The following is a 16350-nucleotide window of genomic DNA, read 5'->3' as shown; positions in this document are numbered from 1 at the left end:
TATCAAGCCAGCCACTGTTTGCCGCTGTGAGGCGCTGATAGCCTGTGATTCGTTCTATACAGGTTCGGATATCCCAAAGAGCACATGTCGAAGGCTGCCGCGCTTCAAAGATTACTTCCTTCACTGGACAAGCATTTGACCGATCGGCCGTCCGATCTGCAACGAAGCGGTATTCAGCGCTTTGCCATCGAGTTCGTTTACTTCGGCGTGAAAGAGGCTCGGGCTTGCCTATTTGCCGGTCTTTTTTTCCTGGCGGTATTTCTGGTCCCGCGGGCAGGCCTCGTTCATATTCCCCGCTACGACTTGTTGCTCATCATCGCGCTTGCGATCCAGGTATCGATGATCTGGGCAAAGCTCGAAACTTTCGATGAGCTGAAAGCGATCTCGCTCTTTCATCTGGTCGGCTTTGCGCTGGAGGTCTTCAAGACCTCAGGCGGCATCCAATCATGGAGTTATCCGGATTTCGCCTATACGAAATTATTTGGCGTCCCACTGTTTTCCGGTTTCATGTATGCCGCCGTTGGCAGCTACATCATTCAAGCATGGCGGCTGCTGGACCTGCGGGTGAGGCACCATCCATCCTACGGGATGGCCTGGCTCATGGCGCTGGCGATCTACGCCAATTTTTTTGCGCATCACTATCTCGGCGATTATCGCTGGTATATCGCCGCCTGCACGCTCGGCCTCTACGCCCGGACCACGATCATTTTTCGTCCCTACGATCGCGATCGAAAGATGCCCCTGCTCCTCGCGTTCACCCTGATCGGATTCTTCATCTGGCTTGCGGAAAACATCAGCACCTTCTTCGGTATTTGGCGATATCCGAACCAGGTCGGGGCATGGTCTGCAGTCGAGATCGGAAAATGGAGTTCGTGGTGCCTGCTAGTCATCATGACCTTTACGATCGTCGCGAACCTCAAACATATCAAGCAGCACATACATGTACCCGATTGACGGGCGAAATATCGACGACGAGTTAGCTTCCTTCCGCTGTCCGCCATGCTTTGACCAGTCCACGACCCGAAGCCCAAACAAAAACAGCCGGGCTTTGCGAGCCCGGCTGTTTTGTTTCCGACGGAGCGGAAGATTAAGCGGCGACGGCCTGCTCTTCGGCAGCGACGCGGGCCTTGTCGGCTGCGCCCTTGGCGAAGGTGTCGCGGTCAACGAATTCGACAACGGCCATGGCGGCATTGTCGCCCTGGCGGAAGCCGGCCTTCATGATACGCAGATAGCCGCCGTTGCGGGTCGCGTAACGCGTTGCGATCGTGTCGAACAGCTTCGAGACGACAGCGGCATCGCGGATCTGCGAGATCGCCTGACGGCGAGCATGCAGGTCGCCGCGCTTGCCGAGCGTGACGAGCTTCTCGACGATCGGACGGATTTCCTTGGCCTTCGGCAGGGTCGTGACGATCTGCTCGTGGGTAATCAGCGAAGCCGCCATGTTGGCGAACATCGCCTTGCGGTGGCTTGCAGTTCTATTCAGCTTGCGGCCGGCTTTACCATGGCGCATTGCTATTCTCCTTTAATGCAGGTGCCCTTACGCTAAGTGGGCCTGCCGTTTCCTGGCACATGCAGGCGATCGGCCTGCTGTTTGACGGGGAAAGGCAGCCGAAAGAGCCTGCCTTTTGTTATGTTCTTGCGATCGGCGTGCGGGCGGAAAACCGCTTCACACTTTTCCTCACGCCGCTCAATATTGGTCTTCGTAACGCTTGGCGAGATCTTCGATGTTCTCGGGCGGCCATGCCGGCACTTCCATGCCGAGGTGCAGGCCCATGGAAGCGAGAACTTCCTTGATTTCGTTCAGCGACTTGCGACCAAAATTCGGCGTGCGGAGCATTTCTGCTTCGGTCTTCTGAATGAGGTCGCCGATGTAGACGATGTTGTCGTTCTTCAGGCAGTTTGCCGAACGGACCGACAGTTCGAGTTCGTCCACCTTCTTCAGGAGAGCCGGGTTGAAAGCCAGTTCGGTGACTGCTTCCTCTTCGGTTTCCTTCTGCGGCTCGTCGAAGTTGACGAAGACGCCAAGCTGATCCTGGAGAATGCGCGCCGCAAAAGCGACGGCGTCTTCGCCGGTGATCGAGCCATCGGTTTCGATGGTCATGTTCAGCTTGTCGTAGTCGAGAACCTGTCCTTCGCGGGTATTTTCAACCTTGTAGGACACCTTCTTGACCGGCGAATAGAGGCTGTCGACCGGGATGAGACCGATCGGAGCATCTTCCGCACGATTGCGCTCAGCCGGAACGTAGCCCTTGCCGTTGTTGACGGTGAACTCCATGCGGATTTCGGCGCCCTCGTCGAGCGTGCAGATGACATGCTCGGGGTTGAGGATTTCGATATCGCCGACCGTCTGGATGTCGCCAGCCGTGACAACGCCCGGGCCCTGCTTGCGCACGACCATGCGCTTTGCGTCGTCGCCATCCATCTTGATGGCGATTTCCTTGATGTTGAGCACGATGTCCGTGACGTCTTCGCGGACGCCCGGAATCGAGGAGAATTCATGCAGCACGCCATCGATCTGCACCGCCGTGACGGCAGCGCCGCGCAGCGAGGAGAGCAGAACGCGGCGAAGCGCATTGCCGAGAGTGAGGCCGAAGCCGCGCTCCAGCGGTTCGGCAACAAGCGTCGCCCTGGTGCGCGAGCTCGAGGAGAACTCCACCTTGTTCGGCTTGATCAGTTCCTGCCAGTTCTTCTGAATCATGAGTTTGCCTTCCGTTCGTTGCCACCATCCAATCGTGGCAACCGAGCTTGAAAACCACCGGGAGCGCCAAGGCGCTCACCAGTGACGAGAGCGATGATCAGACGCGGCGCTTCTTGCGCGGACGGCAGCCATTGTGCGGGATCGGGGTCACGTCGCGGATGGACGTGATCATGAAACCTGCAGCCTGGAGCGCGCGCAGAGCCGATTCACGACCCGAACCCGGACCGCAGACTTCGACTTCCAGCGACTTCATGCCGTGCTCCTGAGCCTTCTTGGCGCAGTCTTCAGCAGCGATCTGGGCAGCGAACGGGGTCGACTTGCGCGAGCCCTTGAAGCCCTTGGCGCCAGCCGACGACCAAGCGATCGCGTTGCCCTGGGCATCGGTGATGGTGATCATCGTGTTGTTGAAGGTCGAGTTGACGTGAGCGACACCCGACGAGATGTTCTTGCGTTCACGACGGCGAACGCGGACGGCTTCCTTAGCCATGGTATTCCTTTCGTTGATCTCTTCACCGCCGTAATGCCAGCGGCTACACCGGAACGGCGCCTATATGGTCCCGCTCCAAACTCAAAAGAGGCCGGCGCAGACCGCCAGCCTCCCCACCCCGGTTTCCCGGAAATTACTTCTTCTTGCCAGCGATTGCCTTTGCCGGGCCCTTGCGGGTGCGGGCATTGGTGTGCGTGCGCTGACCGCGGACCGGAAGGCCGCGGCGATGACGCAGGCCGCGGTAGCAGCCGAGGTCCATCAGGCGCTTGATGTTCATCGCGGTATCGCGACGAAGATCGCCTTCGACCTGATAGTCGCGGTCGATGGCTTCACGGATCTGAAGGACTTCGGCGTCCGTCAGCTGATGCACACGACGTTCAGCCGGGATACCGACCTTCTCGACGATTTCCTGTGCGAATTTCGGACCGATCCCGTGAATGTAGGTCAACGCGATAACAACGCGCTTCGCAGTCGGGATGTTGACGCCAGCGATACGTGCCACGCCTGTTCTCCTTGCATTCCAGTTGCCATCCGGCAAGTGGGCTTCGTTATGCGGCCTTTGGAACCGCTCGTTCAGATTTACGTCCGTAACATGTCAAAACGACCGCACCCGGACTTCCCTGGGAAATCCGCGCCGATCGCATGGAATGTCGCGAGTTGGCGCGGTGTTTAGCGGAATCACTGCTGAAAAGCAACCGTTCCGCCAAGTTTATTTTCAAAGCCTTAAAGCTTGGAAAGAATGTTTTCGACCTCGGCCGTCACCTGATCGATTTCCGCCATGCCGTCCACGGACCTGAGTTTGCCCTTGGCATGGTAATAGCCGATCAGCGGCGAGGTTTCCTTGTAATAGACCTGCAGGCGAGCCGTCATGGTCTCCGGATTGTCGTCGGGACGGCGCTTGAAGTGCGTGGAACCGCACTTGTCGCAGACGCCTTCGGCGGCCGGAACCTTATCGGTATCGTGATAGACGCTGCCGCACTGGGCGCAGGAGTAGCGGCCGGCGACACGGCGGACCAGTTCGTCATCGTCGACACGGAATTCGATGACGACGGAGAGGCCGAGGCCCTTCGCCCGCAGCATCGCTTCGGTGGCATCCGCCTGGACAAGCGTCCTCGGGAAACCGTCGAGAATGAAGCCGTTGGCGCAATCTGGTTGATCGATTCGCTCGGAGACGATGGCGATAACAATCTCATCCGAGACAAGTTTGCCGGCATCCATCACCGCCTTGGCGCGCTTGCCGACATCCGTGCCGGCGTTAACCGCTGCGCGCAGCATGTCCCCCGTGGAAAGCTGCGGAATGCCGTGCTTTTCCACGATCCGCTGGGCCTGGGTTCCCTTACCCGCGCCCGGCGGCCCTAAAAGGATAAGTCTCATCGCCCCCTCTTTCCTCCACGCAACTTCGATTTCTTGATCAGGCCTTCGTATTGCTGCGCGATCAGGTGACCCTGGATCTGTGCAACCGTATCAAGAGTTACGCTAACCACGATCAAAAGCGAAGTCCCACCAAGGGATAATGGGATGCCGGTTTGCGACACCAAGATCTCCGGAAGGATGCAGACGAAGACGAGATAGATTGCGCCGATCACCGTGATTCGGGTCAGCACGTAGTCGATATATTCGGCGGTGCGCTCGCCCGGGCGGATGCCGGGAATGAAGCCGCCATGCTTCTTCAGATTGTCGGCCGTGTCCTTCGGATTGAAGACGATGGCGGTATAGAAGAAGGCGAAGAAGGCGATCAGCGCCGCATAGAGCACCATGTAGAGCGGCTGGCCATGGCCGAGGGCCGCTACGATCGACGTTGCCCAGGAGGGCATTGCCGTGCTGTTTGCAAAGCCTGCAAGCGTTGCCGGCAGCAGCAGCAGCGACGAGGCGAAGATCGCCGGGATGACGCCCGAGGTGTTGAGCTTCAGCGGCAGATGCGAAGTATCGCCCTGGAACATCCGGTTGCCGACCTGGCGCTTCGGATACTGGATCAAAAGCCGGCGTTGCGCCCGCTCGACGAAGACGATGACCCCGATGACGCCGATCGCGACGATAATGACCAGCAGAATGAGGAAGGTCGACAGCGCGCCTGTACGGCCAAGCTCGAGCGTGCCGGCAAGGGCTGTCGGAAGACCGGCGGCGATGCCGGCGAAGATGATCAGCGAGATGCCGTTGCCGATGCCGCGCGAGGTGATCTGCTCGCCGAGCCACATCAGGAACATCGTGCCGCCGAGCAGCGTCAGAACGGTGGAAACACGGAAGAACAAGCCCGGATCGACGACGAGGCCCTGGCCGCTCTCGAGACCGGCGGCAATGCCGTATGCCTGGAGCGCACCGAGGATGACCGTGCCATAGCGGGTATACTGGTTGATGATCTTACGGCCCTGCTCGCCCTCTTTCTTGAGGTTTTCGAGCGCCGGCACGACCGATGTCATGAGCTGCACGATGATCGAAGCAGAGATGTAGGGCATGATGCCGAGCGCGAAGATCGCCATGCGCTGAACGGCGCCGCCCGAAAACATGTTGAAAAGGCCGAGAATGCCACCTGCCTGGCCGCGGAAAGCCTGGGCATAGGCTTCGGGATTGAGGCCCGGAAGCGGAATATGGGTACCGAGCCTGTAAACGAGGAGAGCTGCCAGTGTGAACCACAGGCGCTTCTTCAAATCCTCGGCTTTGGCAAAGGTCGAAAAATTGAGGTTGGATGCCAATTGTTCCGCTGCAGAAGCCATGCGTTTCTCCGCGCTACCAATTCCGGCGTCTCTGGGGGATAGGCCGGCCCCGGAATCAGTATGAAAATTATTCAAAACCGGGTTCAGTACGGATTGCAGCGCAACCCCATGCCTCACCCTTGTTTCAGTCTTACCGGCATGACGCGGGCGCGCCAGCCAACATTTTGTGAGGCCCACATATGGGAGCAAAATCGCCCGGTGTGAAGCACCCCGGGCGATATATCATCAGATTATTATTCGGCTGCAGCCGGAGCCGAAAGCAGCGTCACGGTGCCGCCGGCCTTTTCGATTTTCTCGACGGCAGGCTTGGAGGCGCCGGCAACGACGATGGTGATCTTGGCCTTCAGCTCGCCGTCGGCGAGAACGCGAACGCCGTCCTTGGTGCGGCGGATGACGCCGGCTGCCTTGAGGGCAGCTGCGTCAACGGTCGCCTTGGCATCGAGCTTGCCGGCGTCGATCGCCGCTTGGATGCGAGCCAGCGACACAACAACAAAATCGGAAGCGAAAATGTTGTTGAAGCCGCGCTTCGGCAGGCGACGATAGATCGGCATCTGGCCGCCTTCGAAGCCGTTGATGGCGACGCCCGAACGGGACTTCTGACCCTTCACACCGCGACCACCGGTCTTGCCGGAACCCGAGCCGATACCGCGGCCGAGGCGCTTGCGGCTGTGGGTCGAGCCTTCGTTGTCTTTAATTTCATTGAGTTTCATGAGCGTTTCCTCCGTCTCACTTCTCGTCGACGACGCGAACGAGATGCTGGACAGCACGGATCATGCCACGAACCGAAGGAGTATCCTCCAGCGTGCGGCGACGGTGCATCTTGTTCAGTCCGAGACCGATCAGCGTGCGCTGCTGAACATCCGGACGGCGAATCGGGCTGCCGATCTGTTCGATCGTGACAGTCTTCGCTTCAGCCTTCTTGGTAGCCTTGGCCATCAGTCAAACTCCTCTTATTCTTCAGAGGCGTTGCCGGAGGCGCTACGACGAGCCTGCAGCGTTGCATACTTGATGCCGCGCTGAGCTGCGATGTCCTTCGGGTGAACCTGGTGCTTCAGAGCGTCGAAGGTGGCGCGAACCATGTTGTAGGGGTTCGACGAACCAGTCGACTTGGCGACGACGTCGTGCATGCCGAGCGTTTCGAATACGGCGCGCATCGGACCGCCGGCGATGATGCCGGTACCGACCTTGGCCGAGCGCAGCAGAACCTTGCCGGCGCCATGGCGGCCGTGAACGTCGTGATGCAGCGTACGGCCGTCACGCAGCGGTACGAAGATCAGTTCGCGCTTGGCGGCTTCGGTTGCCTTGCGGATGGCTTCCGGCACTTCGCGTGCCTTGCCATGGCCGAAGCCAACGCGGCCCTTCTGGTCGCCGACGACGACAAGTGCTGCGAAACCGAAACGACGGCCGCCCTTGACAACCTTGGCGACGCGGTTGATCGCGACCAGCTTGTCGACGAATTCGCTATCGCGCTCTTCACGGCTCTGGCGGTCTTCCCGCTGCGGCCTTCTTTCCTGTGCCATTGTCCTCTTCCTTTTTCTTTTCCGGGTGCAATCGGCAAATACATGTGGACCGCATCAGCCTCCCCTTCCGGAGAGTGCCTGCGGTCCGGCGAAAATCCGGCCGGCGCCAAAGCGTCCGGCCGGAAACTGATCAGAAGGTGAGACCGCCTTCGCGGGCTGCATCGGCGAGAGCCTTGATGCGGCCATGATAGATGAAGGCGCCACGGTCGAATACGACGTCGGTGACGCCCGCCTTCGAAGCGCGCTCTGCAACGAGCTTGCCGACGAGGGCAGCTGCTGCTGTGTCAGCACCGGTCTTCAGAGAACCGCGCAGATCCTTATCGAGGGTCGATGCAGCGGCAAGTGTCTTGCCGGCAACATCGTCGATAATCTGAGCGTAGATGTTCTTCGAGGAGCGATGAACCGACAGGCGCGGACGGCCGTTGGCCACCGACTTGAGATGACGGCGCACGCGGTTGGCACGACGTGCAAGTGCTTCTTTCCTGCTAGCCATTTCGCGTGATCCTTACTTCTTCTTGCCTTCTTTGCGGACGATCCGCTCGTCAGCGTACTTGACGCCCTTGCCCTTGTAGGGCTCAGGACCGCGATATTCGCGGATTTCGGCGGCGACCTGACCGACCTGCTGCTTATTGATGCCGGAGACAACAATTTCAGTCGGCTTCGGAACGGCGATCGTGATGCCGACCGGCGGCTCATAGATCACGTCGTGGCTGAAGCCGAGGGCCAGCTGCAGGTTCTTGCCCTGCAGCGAGGCGCGGTAACCGACGCCGTTGATTTCGAGCTTGCGCTCGAAGCCGTCCTTGACGCCCTTGAAGATGCCTTCGATCATCGTGCGGGACATGCCCCACTTCGAACGTGCATCCTTGGTCTGGTTCACGGGCGTCACGACGACCGCGTTGTTTTCGAGCTTGAGGCTGATTTCGTCGTTAGCAACGAAAAACAGCTCGCCCTTCGGGCCCTTTGCAGTGACCTTCTGGCCATCGACCGTAGCCGTGATCCCAGCAGGCACCTGAACGGGCTTTTTACCGATACGAGACATGTTTCAATCCTGTCTGTTCGCTATGGAGATCCCTGCCCGATCTTAGAAGACCGAGCAAAGAACCTCGCCGCCAACGTTCTGTTCGCGAGCCTGGTGATCGGCCATCACACCCTTCGGAGTCGAAAGGATGGTGATGCCGAGGCCGTTCGCGACCTGCGGAATGGACTTGACCGAGACATAAACCCGGCGGCCCGGCTTGGACACACGGCCGATCTCACGGATCACCGATGCGCCTTCATAATATTTCAGCTCGATGCTGAGTTCCGACTTGCCATTGCCGAAATCGACAACGGAATAGCCACGGATGTAGCCTTCGGACTGCAGGACATCGAGAACACGTGCACGGAGCTTGGACGCAGGCGTCGAAACCGACGACTTGCGGCGGGAAGCGCCGTTACGGATACGGGTGAGCATATCGCCCAACGGATCAGTCATTGTCATGTAACCTGCTCCTTACCAGCTCGACTTGACGATGCCCGGCACCTTGCCGAGATTGCCCAGTTCACGCAGCGCAATACGCGACATGCGCAGTTTGCGGTAATATGCGCGCGGACGCCCCGAAACTTCGCAACGGTTGCGAATACGGGTCTTCGATCCATCACGCGGCAGGGATGCCAGCTTGATCGAGGCCTTGAACCGCTCTTCGATCGGAAGAGCCTGGTTCATGATGATCGCCTTCAACGCAGCCCGCTTAGCGGCCTGGTTGGCGACCGTAGTACGGCGGCGCTTGTTCTTTTCAACTGCGCTTGTCTTCGCCATGTCAGGTTCCTTTTCTACGCTCGTCGTTACGGTTATTGACGGAACGGGAAGCTGAACTCTTTCAGAAGAGCCCGTGCTTCGTCGTCGGTCGTCGCCGTCGTGCAAACGATGATGTCCATGCCCCACATCTGATCAACCTTGTCGTAGTTGATCTCAGGGAACACAATGTGCTCCTTGATGCCCATGGCGAAGTTGCCACGGCCGTCAAAGCTTTTCGGGTTCAGGCCGCGGAAGTCGCGAACGCGCGGAAGCGCGATGTTGACCAGGCGATCCAGGAACTCGTACATGCGGGCGCCGCGCAGGGTGACCTTCGCGCCGATCGGCATCTGTTCGCGGACCTTGAAGCCTGCGATGGAGTTGCGGGCGCGGGTGATGACCGGCTTCTGGCCGGCGATCGCTGCGAGGTCGGCGGCAGCTACCGTCGGCTTCTTCGAGTCAGCGGTTGCTTCGCCGACACCCATGTTGATCACGATCTTGTCGAGCTTCGGGATCATCATCTCGTTGGCGTAGGAGAACTGCTCCTGCATCGCCTTGCGGATGCGCTCGACATATTCCTTCTTGAGCCGCGGCTCGTATTTTGCCTCAGCCATCGATCACTTCTCCAGAACGCTTGGCCACACGGACCTTTTTGCCGTCAACAACCTTGAAACCGACGCGGGTCGGCTTGCCGTCCTTGTCGACGATTGCAACGTTCGACAGGTGAACGGAGGCTTCCTTGTTGATAATGCCGGCTTCCTGGGTCTGCGTCTGGCGCTGGTGGCGCTTGACGACGTTGACGCCACGAACAACGGCACGATCTTCCTTCGGCATGACCTGGACAACTTCGCCGGTACGGCCCTTGTCCTTGCCAGCGAGCATGACGACCTTGTCGCCCTTACGAATCTTCTGCATCGCTTTGCTCCTTACAGTACTTCGGGAGCCAGCGAGATGATCTTCATGTGGTTCTTGGCGCGAAGTTCGCGCGGAACCGGTCCGAAGATACGGGTGCCGATCGGCTCTTTCTTGTTGTCGATGAGGACTGCTGCGTTGGTGTCGAAACGGATGACGGAGCCATCCGGACGGCGGATGTCCTTGGCGGTGCGAACGACAACCGCCTTCATCACGTCACCCTTCTTCACGCGGCCGCGCGGGATCGCTTCCTTGATCGAAACGACGATGACGTCGCCGATCGAGGCATACTTGCGCTTCGAGCCGCCCAGCACCTTGATGCACATGACACGACGTGCGCCGGAATTATCCGCGACGTCGAGGTTTGTTTGCATCTGAATCATATCAGGTCGCCTTCTTGGTTTACCGGAATGGTTGGGCTAGCCCCCTACTCCGGCTTATGAAAATTTTCGCCGGCCGAACTGCCGTAACGGCAGCACAGACGCGGCAATGCTGAATAGCGCGGGATCGATCGTGCCAGGGTGGTTTCCCGAAGGACCTTCCGTGCGCTCAAAGCAAAAGAACGCCCGGCATTCGAGCGTTCTGACGCTGCTTCATACAGATATTTCGGCGAGACGCAAGGCCTCGCACAAAATTCTGTTTACTGGCCCTGGGCGGAAATCACCGTCCAGCGCTTGTCCTTGGAGATCGGCGCGCATTCCTCGATGGATACGGTATCGCCAATCTTGTACTGGTTGTTCTCGTCGTGGGCCTTGTACTTCTTGGAACGACGAACGGTCTTCTGGAGCAGCGGGTGAGCGAAACGACGCTCGACGCGAACCACTACCGTCTTCTCGTTCTTGTCGCCAACGACGACGCCCTGCAGGATGCGCTTCGGCATATTTTTCTTCCTTTAGGCCTTAACTTCTGCCGCCTTCTGGCGGGCAATGGTTTTCACGCGGGCGATGTCCTTGCGGACTTCGTTGATGCGCGAGGACTTTTCGAGCTGGCCGGTCGCCTTCTGGAAGCGCAGGTTGAACTGCTCCTTCTTCAGCTTGGCAAGCTCGTCCTTGAGTTGGTCGGCGGTGAACCCGCGAACATCTGAGGCTTTCATGAGCTCAATCCCTTACTCTGCAATGCGCTGAACGAAGCGCGTCTTGACCGAGAGCTTGGCAGAGCCGAGACGAAGCGCCTCACGGGCGATTTCTTCGCTGACACCGTCGATCTCGAACATCATACGGCCGGGCTTGACCTTGCATGCCCAGTATTCAACGGAGCCCTTACCCTTACCCATGCGGACTTCGGTCGGCTTTTTGGTTACCGGAACGTCCGGGAACACGCGGATCCATACACGGCCGGCGCGCTTCATATAACGCGTGATCGCGCGGCGGGCCGCCTCGATCTCGCGCGCGTTGACGCGGTTGGGTTCCTGAGCCTTCAGGCCGAATTCGCCGAATGCCAGGTCAGAACCGCCCTTGGCGACGCCCTTGATGCGGCCCTTGAATTGCTTGCGGTACTTGGTACGCTTTGGCTGCAACATTTTCTTATTCTCCGAACTTCTCTGCCACGCGCGCTATCAAGCGTTGTCGCGGCGACGGTCTCTGTCGCGGTCACGATCACGGCTTGCCGGACCCTGGGCGTCACCTTCCATCGCACGGCGCTCGGAAGCCATCGGATCATGCTCAAGGATTTCGCCCTTGAAGATCCAGACCTTGATGCCGCAGATGCCGAACGCGGTTTCTGCTTCAGCCGTGCCGTAGTCGATGTCGGCGCGCAGCGTGTGCAGCGGCACACGACCTTCGCGGTACCATTCCGTACGGGCGATTTCAGCGCCGCCGAGACGGCCGGCGCAGGTGATCTTGATGCCTTCGGCGCCAAGACGCATCGCGGACTGAACCGCGCGCTTCATGGCGCGGCGGAAAGCCACGCGGCGCTCGAGCTGCTGGGCGATCGACTGAGCGACCAGCGTTGCGTCGACTTCGGGCTTGCGCACTTCGACGATGTTGAGGTGCGTTTCCGAGTTGGTCATATCCGACAGCTTCTTGCGGAGCTTGTCGATGTCGGCGCCCTTGCGACCAATGATCAGGCCCGGACGTGCCGAGTGGATCGTGACGCGGCACTTCTTGTGCGGACGCTCGATGACCACCTTGGAGATCCCGGCCTGCTTCAGTTCGCTCATGACGAACTTGCGCATCTTCAGGTCTTCGTGCAGCAGCTGGCCGTACTCGGCATTGTCCGCGAACCAGCGGCTATCCCAGGTACGGTTGATGCCAAGACGGAAACCGATTGGATTGATTTTCTGACCCATTATGCGGCCTCCTCAACTGCCTGCACTTCACGAACGACGATCGTCAGGTGCGCGAAAGGCTTTTCGATGCGCGACGCGCGACCGCGACCACGAGCGTGGAAACGCTTCATGACGATCGACTTGCCGACATAGGCCTCGGCGACGACAAGAGCGTCGACGTCGAGATCGTGGTTGTTCTCAGCGTTGGCGATCGCAGATTCGAGCGTCTTCTTGACGGCACCTGCGATACGCTTGCGGGAGAACTCCAGCTCAGCGAGTGCGCGCTCGACCTTCTTGCCACGGATAGCCGCAGCAACCAGATTGAGCTTCTGGGGGCTGACGCGGAGCGTGCGGGCGACTGCTTGCGCCTCGTTGTCCTTCAGCCGGCGTTCGGCTTTTGCCTTGCCCATTGTTACTTCCTCTTCGCCTTCTTGTCCGCGCCGTGACCGTAGTAGGTGCGGGTCGGAGAGAATTCACCGAATTTGTGGCCGACCATGTCTTCATTGACGCTGACCGGGATATGCTTGCTGCCGTTGTAGACGCCGAAGGTAAGACCGACGAACTGCGGCAGGATCGTGGAGCGACGGCTCCAGATCTTGATCACTTCTGCACGTCCGCCTTCACGAACCTTCTCAGCCTTCTTGAGAAGATAGCCGTCAACGAACGGACCTTTCCATACTGAACGAGCCATTGGAGACTTCCTCTCTTACTTCTTACGCTGATGACGCGAGCGCATGATCATCTTGTCGGTCGACTTGTTCGACCGGGTGCGCTTGCCCTTGGTCGGCTTGCCCCATGGTGTCACCGGATGGCGACCACCGGAAGTGCGGCCTTCACCACCGCCGTGCGGATGGTCGACCGGGTTCATGACGACACCGCGGTTATGCGGACGCTTGCCGCGCCAAACGGTACGACCGGCCTTGCCGTCGTTGATATTGGCGTGGTCAGGGTTGGAGACGGCGCCGATCGAAGCAAGGCAGGAGCCATGCACGAGACGCTGTTCACCCGAGTTCAGGCGAAGGATCGCCATGCCCTGGTCACGGCCGACGAGCTGTGCGTAGCCACCGGCGGAACGAGCGATCTGACCGCCCTTGCCCGGCTTCATTTCCACGTTGTGGATGATGGAGCCGACCGGGATGAACTGCAGCGGCATGGTGTTGCCGGGCTTGACGTCGACAGCCTTCTCGGAAGCGATGACCTTGTCACCGGCAGCGAGACGCTGAGGAGCGAGGATATAAGCCTTTTCGCCGTCAGCATAGTTGACCAGCGCGATGAAAGCCGTGCGGTTCGGATCGTATTCGATACGCTCGACCGTGCCTTCGACGTCGAACTTGCGACGCTTGAAGTCGATCAGGCGATAGGTACGCTTGTGACCGCCGCCGATGAAGCGGGCAGTGATGCGACCGAGGTTGTTACGACCGCCGCTCTTGGTCAGGCCTTCCGTCAGCGCCTTGACCGGCTTGCCCTTGTAGAGGGCCGAACGGTCGACGATGACCAGCTGGCGCTGGCTCGGGGTGATCGGATTGAATGTTTTCAATGCCATTTTCTTATACCTCAGAGACCGGTGGAGACGTCGATCGTCTGGCCTTCAGCCAGGGTCACAACAGCCTTCTTCACGTCCTTCTGCTTGCCGACGAAACCGCGGAACCGCTTGGTCTTGCCCTTGCGCAGCAGAGTGTTGACGGCCGTAACCTTGACGCCGAACAGCGCCTCGACAGCAGCCTTGATTTCCGGCTTCGTCGCCTGCTTGGCGACATTGAAAACAACCTGGTTGTTTTCGGATACCAGCGTGGACTTTTCGGTGATCGCCGGAGAGACGATCACATCGTAGTGGCGAAGATCGGTCACTTGAATCGCTCCTCTAGCGCTTCAACCGCAGCCTTGGAAAGCACGAGCTTGCCGCGGCGCACGATGTCATAAACGTTGATGCCCTGGATCGGCAGAACATCGATGTTCGGGATGTTCTGAGCTGCGAGCTTGAAGTTGCCGTCAAGTTCTGCGCCGCCGATGAAGAGGGCGTTGGTCAGGCCGAGCGTCTCGAATACGGACGCCAGAGCCTTGGTCTTGGCTTCAGCGGCAACCAGGTTGTCGATGACGATGACGTCATCGGCCTTGATCTTGGCCGAAAGAGCGAGGCGCAGGCCGAGTGCACGAACCTTCTTCGGAAGGTCATGCTCGTGGCTGCGGACGACCGGGCCGTGAGCCTTGCCGCCGCCGCGGAACTGCGGAGCGCGAGCCGAATGGTGGCGAGCGCGGCCCGTACCCTTCTGCTTGTACATCTTGGCGCCGGTGCGCGAAACTTCAGCGCGGCCCTTTGCCTTGTGGGTGCCCTGCTGCTTCTTGGCAAGCTGCCAGCGGATGACGCGGGCGAGAATGTCTTCGCGGGGTTCGAGGCCGAAAATCGCGTCCGAAAGGGAAACCTTCCCGGCGTCTTTTCCCTCGAGGGTTTTGACGTTGAATTCCATTGATCTGGCTCCCTTACTTCGCGGCCGACTTGACGGCGTCGCGCACGATGATCCAGGCACCCTTGGAACCGGGAACAGCACCCTTGATCAGGATCAGACCACGATCTTCGTCGGTCGAAACCACTTCCAGGTTCTGCGTCGTGACGCGCGTCTGGCCCATGTGACCAGCCATCTTCTTGTTCTTGAAAACCTTGCCCGGATCCTGGCGCGAGCCGGTCGAACCGTGCGAGCGGTGCGAAACCGACACACCGTGCGTGGCGCGAAGACCGCCGAAACCGTGGCGCTTCATGGCGCCGGCAAAACCCTTACCGATCGTCGTGCCCGTCACGTCGACGAGCTGACCGGCTGCGAAGTGACCTGCCTTGATCTCCGTGCCGATCTCAAGCAGCTGGTCTTCCGACACGCGGAATTCAGCAACCTTGGCCTTCGGCTCGACGTTGGCAACGGCAAAGTTGCCGCGCATCGCCTTGGAGGTGTTCTTCACCTTCGCCTGGCCGGCACCGAGCTGAACTGCGGTATAGCCATTCTTTTCGACAGTGCGCGTGGCGACGACCTGGCAGCCGTCCATACGCAGTACCGTTACCGGGACATGCTCACCGGCGTCGTTATAGACGCGGGTCATTCCCACCTTCTGTGCAATCACACCTGAACGCATCGGTTCAATCCTTCTCACTCAGCCCGAAGACCCGAGGTCTCAGAGCTTGATCTCAACATCGACACCGGCGGCGAGATCGAGCTTCATCAGCGCGTCTACCGTCTGCGGGGTCGGGTCAACGATATCGAGAAGGCGCTTATGCGTGCGCATCTCGAACTGTTCACGGCTCTTCTTGTCGATGTGCGGGGACCGGTTGACCGTAAACTTCTCGATGCGGGTCGGAAGCGGAACGGGGCCCCGGACGCTTGCACCGGTGCGCTTAGCCGTCGATACGATCTCGCGCGTGGAGGCATCGAGAATCCGGTGATCGAACGCCTTCAGGCGGATGCGGATATTCTGGCCGTTCATTCGACTTTATCCTTGTGTCTGTTATCCGCGTGTCACCATTCAGGGACACGACTTACCTTCAGTTACGTTAGCGGGCCACCGGTTTCAAAGATCGAGAGGGACACCGAGATCGGCGTCCCTATCCTTTCCTTGGGCCTGGTGGCCCAGCCGCTAATTACTCGACGATCGAAGCAACGATACCGGCGCCGACGGTGCGGCCGCCTTCGCGGATTGCGAAGCGCAGCTTTTCTTCCATCGCGATCGGAACGATCAGCTCGACGGCAACCGTGACGTTGTCGCCCGGCATGACCATCTCGGTGCCCTCAGGCAGCGTCACGATGCCGGTAACGTCGGTCGTGCGGAAGTAGAACTGCGGACGGTAGTTGGTGAAGAACGGCGTATGACGGCCACCCTCTTCCTTCGTCAGGATGTAGGCTTCCGCCATGAACTTCTTGTGCGGCTTGACAGAGCCCGGCTTGCACAGGATCTGGCCACGCTCGACGCCGTCACGGTTCACACCGCGAACCAGTGCGCC

At 59.5% G+C, this 16350-nt stretch carries 28 protein-coding genes and 1 pseudogene; 1 reads left to right on the top strand and 28 read right to left on the bottom strand.

Annotated elements, in window-relative coordinates; all coding sequences use genetic code 11:
- Positions 1-84 precede the first annotated feature (84 nt).
- Positions 85-954 (top strand): DUF817 domain-containing protein, encoded by an 870-nt coding sequence (locus tag FHX14_RS31500; RefSeq protein ID WP_003587190.1) that lies wholly within the window; start codon positions 85-87, stop codon positions 952-954.
- A gap of 133 nt (positions 955-1087) precedes the next feature.
- Here FHX14_RS31500 and rplQ read toward each other — a convergent pair whose 3' ends face one another.
- The 28 genes and pseudogenes from rplQ to tuf all read right to left on the bottom strand — a co-directional run.
- The gene (gene rplQ / locus FHX14_RS31495; protein WP_003573769.1) at positions 1088-1510 is read right to left on the bottom strand and encodes a 50S ribosomal protein L17; all 423 of its coding nucleotides are present in this window, start codon (positions 1508-1510) and stop codon (positions 1088-1090) included.
- A 177-nt stretch (positions 1511-1687) separates the two neighbouring features.
- The gene (locus FHX14_RS31490) at positions 1688-2698 is read right to left on the bottom strand and encodes a DNA-directed RNA polymerase subunit alpha (RefSeq protein WP_003547579.1); all 1011 of its coding nucleotides are present in this window, start codon (positions 2696-2698) and stop codon (positions 1688-1690) included.
- A 97-nt stretch (positions 2699-2795) separates the two neighbouring features.
- Positions 2796-3185 carry a 30S ribosomal protein S11 gene (gene rpsK, locus FHX14_RS31485; RefSeq protein WP_003547577.1) on the bottom strand — a complete coding sequence of 130 codons (390 nt, stop codon included), beginning with the start codon at positions 3183-3185 and terminating at the stop codon, positions 2796-2798.
- A gap of 133 nt (positions 3186-3318) precedes the next feature.
- A complete protein-coding gene (gene rpsM, locus FHX14_RS31480) occupies positions 3319-3687 on the bottom strand; it encodes a 30S ribosomal protein S13 (RefSeq protein WP_003573772.1) in 369 nt (122 codons plus the stop codon).
- A gap of 221 nt (positions 3688-3908) precedes the next feature.
- Positions 3909-4559: an adenylate kinase gene (locus tag FHX14_RS31475; protein ID WP_003587191.1), complete on the bottom strand. Its 651-nt coding sequence runs from the start codon at positions 4557-4559 to the stop codon at positions 3909-3911.
- A complete protein-coding gene (secY, locus tag FHX14_RS31470) occupies positions 4556-5896 on the bottom strand; it encodes a preprotein translocase subunit SecY (protein ID WP_054185902.1) in 1341 nt (446 codons plus the stop codon). The genes FHX14_RS31475 and secY overlap by 4 nt, the downstream gene beginning before the upstream one ends.
- 233 nt (positions 5897-6129) lie before the next feature.
- Positions 6130-6606: a 50S ribosomal protein L15 gene (gene rplO, locus FHX14_RS31465; RefSeq protein WP_012557366.1), complete on the bottom strand. Its 477-nt coding sequence runs from the start codon at positions 6604-6606 to the stop codon at positions 6130-6132.
- A 16-nt stretch (positions 6607-6622) separates the two neighbouring features.
- Positions 6623-6832: a 50S ribosomal protein L30 gene (gene rpmD, locus FHX14_RS31460; protein ID WP_003547566.1), complete on the bottom strand. Its 210-nt coding sequence runs from the start codon at positions 6830-6832 to the stop codon at positions 6623-6625.
- Positions 6833-6846: 14 nt separating this feature from the next.
- On the bottom strand, positions 6847-7416 hold the full coding sequence (rpsE, locus tag FHX14_RS31455; RefSeq protein ID WP_003573784.1) for a 30S ribosomal protein S5: 570 nt from the start codon (positions 7414-7416) through the stop codon (positions 6847-6849).
- 130 nt (positions 7417-7546) lie between these two features.
- Positions 7547-7909: a 50S ribosomal protein L18 gene (gene rplR, locus FHX14_RS31450; RefSeq protein ID WP_184381005.1), complete on the bottom strand. Its 363-nt coding sequence runs from the start codon at positions 7907-7909 to the stop codon at positions 7547-7549.
- Between the two features lie 12 nt (positions 7910-7921).
- Positions 7922-8455, bottom strand: a complete 534-nt coding sequence (gene rplF, locus FHX14_RS31445) for a 50S ribosomal protein L6 (protein WP_003578670.1) — start codon at positions 8453-8455, stop codon at positions 7922-7924.
- Between the two features lie 42 nt (positions 8456-8497).
- Entirely contained in the window at positions 8498-8896 is a 399-nt protein-coding gene (rpsH, locus tag FHX14_RS31440; RefSeq protein ID WP_003547562.1) for a 30S ribosomal protein S8, read from the bottom strand.
- Positions 8897-8908: 12 nt separating this feature from the next.
- Positions 8909-9214 carry a 30S ribosomal protein S14 gene (rpsN, locus tag FHX14_RS31435; RefSeq protein WP_003573787.1) on the bottom strand — a complete coding sequence of 102 codons (306 nt, stop codon included), beginning with the start codon at positions 9212-9214 and terminating at the stop codon, positions 8909-8911.
- A 32-nt stretch (positions 9215-9246) separates the two neighbouring features.
- On the bottom strand, positions 9247-9804 hold the full coding sequence (gene rplE / locus FHX14_RS31430) for a 50S ribosomal protein L5 (protein WP_003573788.1): 558 nt from the start codon (positions 9802-9804) through the stop codon (positions 9247-9249).
- Positions 9797-10105, bottom strand: a complete 309-nt coding sequence (rplX, locus tag FHX14_RS31425; RefSeq protein WP_003587195.1) for a 50S ribosomal protein L24 — start codon at positions 10103-10105, stop codon at positions 9797-9799. Before rplX ends, rplE begins: the two co-directional genes overlap by 8 nt.
- 11 nt (positions 10106-10116) lie before the next feature.
- Positions 10117-10485 (bottom strand): 50S ribosomal protein L14, encoded by a 369-nt coding sequence (gene rplN, locus FHX14_RS31420; RefSeq protein ID WP_003573790.1) that lies wholly within the window; start codon positions 10483-10485, stop codon positions 10117-10119.
- 257 nt (positions 10486-10742) lie between these two features.
- A complete protein-coding gene (rpsQ, locus tag FHX14_RS31415) occupies positions 10743-10982 on the bottom strand; it encodes a 30S ribosomal protein S17 (RefSeq protein ID WP_003573791.1) in 240 nt (79 codons plus the stop codon).
- Positions 10983-10994: 12 nt separating this feature from the next.
- On the bottom strand, positions 10995-11195 hold the full coding sequence (gene rpmC, locus FHX14_RS31410) for a 50S ribosomal protein L29 (protein WP_003547556.1): 201 nt from the start codon (positions 11193-11195) through the stop codon (positions 10995-10997).
- Positions 11196-11207: 12 nt separating this feature from the next.
- Positions 11208-11621: a 50S ribosomal protein L16 gene (gene rplP, locus FHX14_RS31405; protein ID WP_003547555.1), complete on the bottom strand. Its 414-nt coding sequence runs from the start codon at positions 11619-11621 to the stop codon at positions 11208-11210.
- Positions 11622-11657: 36 nt separating this feature from the next.
- Positions 11658-12389 carry a 30S ribosomal protein S3 gene (gene rpsC, locus FHX14_RS31400; RefSeq protein WP_003587196.1) on the bottom strand — a complete coding sequence of 244 codons (732 nt, stop codon included), beginning with the start codon at positions 12387-12389 and terminating at the stop codon, positions 11658-11660.
- Positions 12389-12778: a 50S ribosomal protein L22 gene (gene rplV / locus FHX14_RS31395; RefSeq protein WP_003573794.1), complete on the bottom strand. Its 390-nt coding sequence runs from the start codon at positions 12776-12778 to the stop codon at positions 12389-12391. Before rplV ends, rpsC begins: the two co-directional genes overlap by 1 nt.
- A gap of 2 nt (positions 12779-12780) precedes the next feature.
- Positions 12781-13059 carry a 30S ribosomal protein S19 gene (gene rpsS / locus FHX14_RS31390; RefSeq protein WP_003573797.1) on the bottom strand — a complete coding sequence of 93 codons (279 nt, stop codon included), beginning with the start codon at positions 13057-13059 and terminating at the stop codon, positions 12781-12783.
- 15 nt (positions 13060-13074) lie between these two features.
- The gene (gene rplB / locus FHX14_RS31385) at positions 13075-13911 is read right to left on the bottom strand and encodes a 50S ribosomal protein L2 (RefSeq protein ID WP_003547551.1); all 837 of its coding nucleotides are present in this window, start codon (positions 13909-13911) and stop codon (positions 13075-13077) included.
- An 11-nt stretch (positions 13912-13922) separates the two neighbouring features.
- Positions 13923-14216: a 50S ribosomal protein L23 gene (locus FHX14_RS31380; RefSeq protein ID WP_003547550.1), complete on the bottom strand. Its 294-nt coding sequence runs from the start codon at positions 14214-14216 to the stop codon at positions 13923-13925.
- Positions 14213-14833: a 50S ribosomal protein L4 gene (gene rplD, locus FHX14_RS31375; RefSeq protein WP_003587197.1), complete on the bottom strand. Its 621-nt coding sequence runs from the start codon at positions 14831-14833 to the stop codon at positions 14213-14215. The genes FHX14_RS31380 and rplD overlap by 4 nt, the downstream gene beginning before the upstream one ends.
- Before the next feature lie 13 nt (positions 14834-14846).
- Positions 14847-15488, bottom strand: a complete 642-nt coding sequence (rplC, locus tag FHX14_RS31370; RefSeq protein ID WP_003587198.1) for a 50S ribosomal protein L3 — start codon at positions 15486-15488, stop codon at positions 14847-14849.
- 39 nt (positions 15489-15527) lie between these two features.
- Complete coding sequence (rpsJ, locus tag FHX14_RS31365) at positions 15528-15836, bottom strand: 30S ribosomal protein S10 (protein ID WP_003547547.1); 309 nt, start codon at positions 15834-15836, stop codon at positions 15528-15530.
- Positions 15837-15990: 154 nt separating this feature from the next.
- Positions 15991-16350 (bottom strand): annotated as a pseudogene (gene tuf / locus FHX14_RS31360) (elongation factor Tu); the annotation flags it as partial.

Source organism: Rhizobium sp. BK619 (assembly GCF_014195245.1).
Taxonomy (GTDB): Bacteria; Pseudomonadota; Alphaproteobacteria; order Rhizobiales; family Rhizobiaceae; genus Rhizobium; species Rhizobium acidisoli.
Note: the sequence above shows the minus strand (reverse complement) of the source record. Positions and strands in the feature narration are given on the sequence as shown.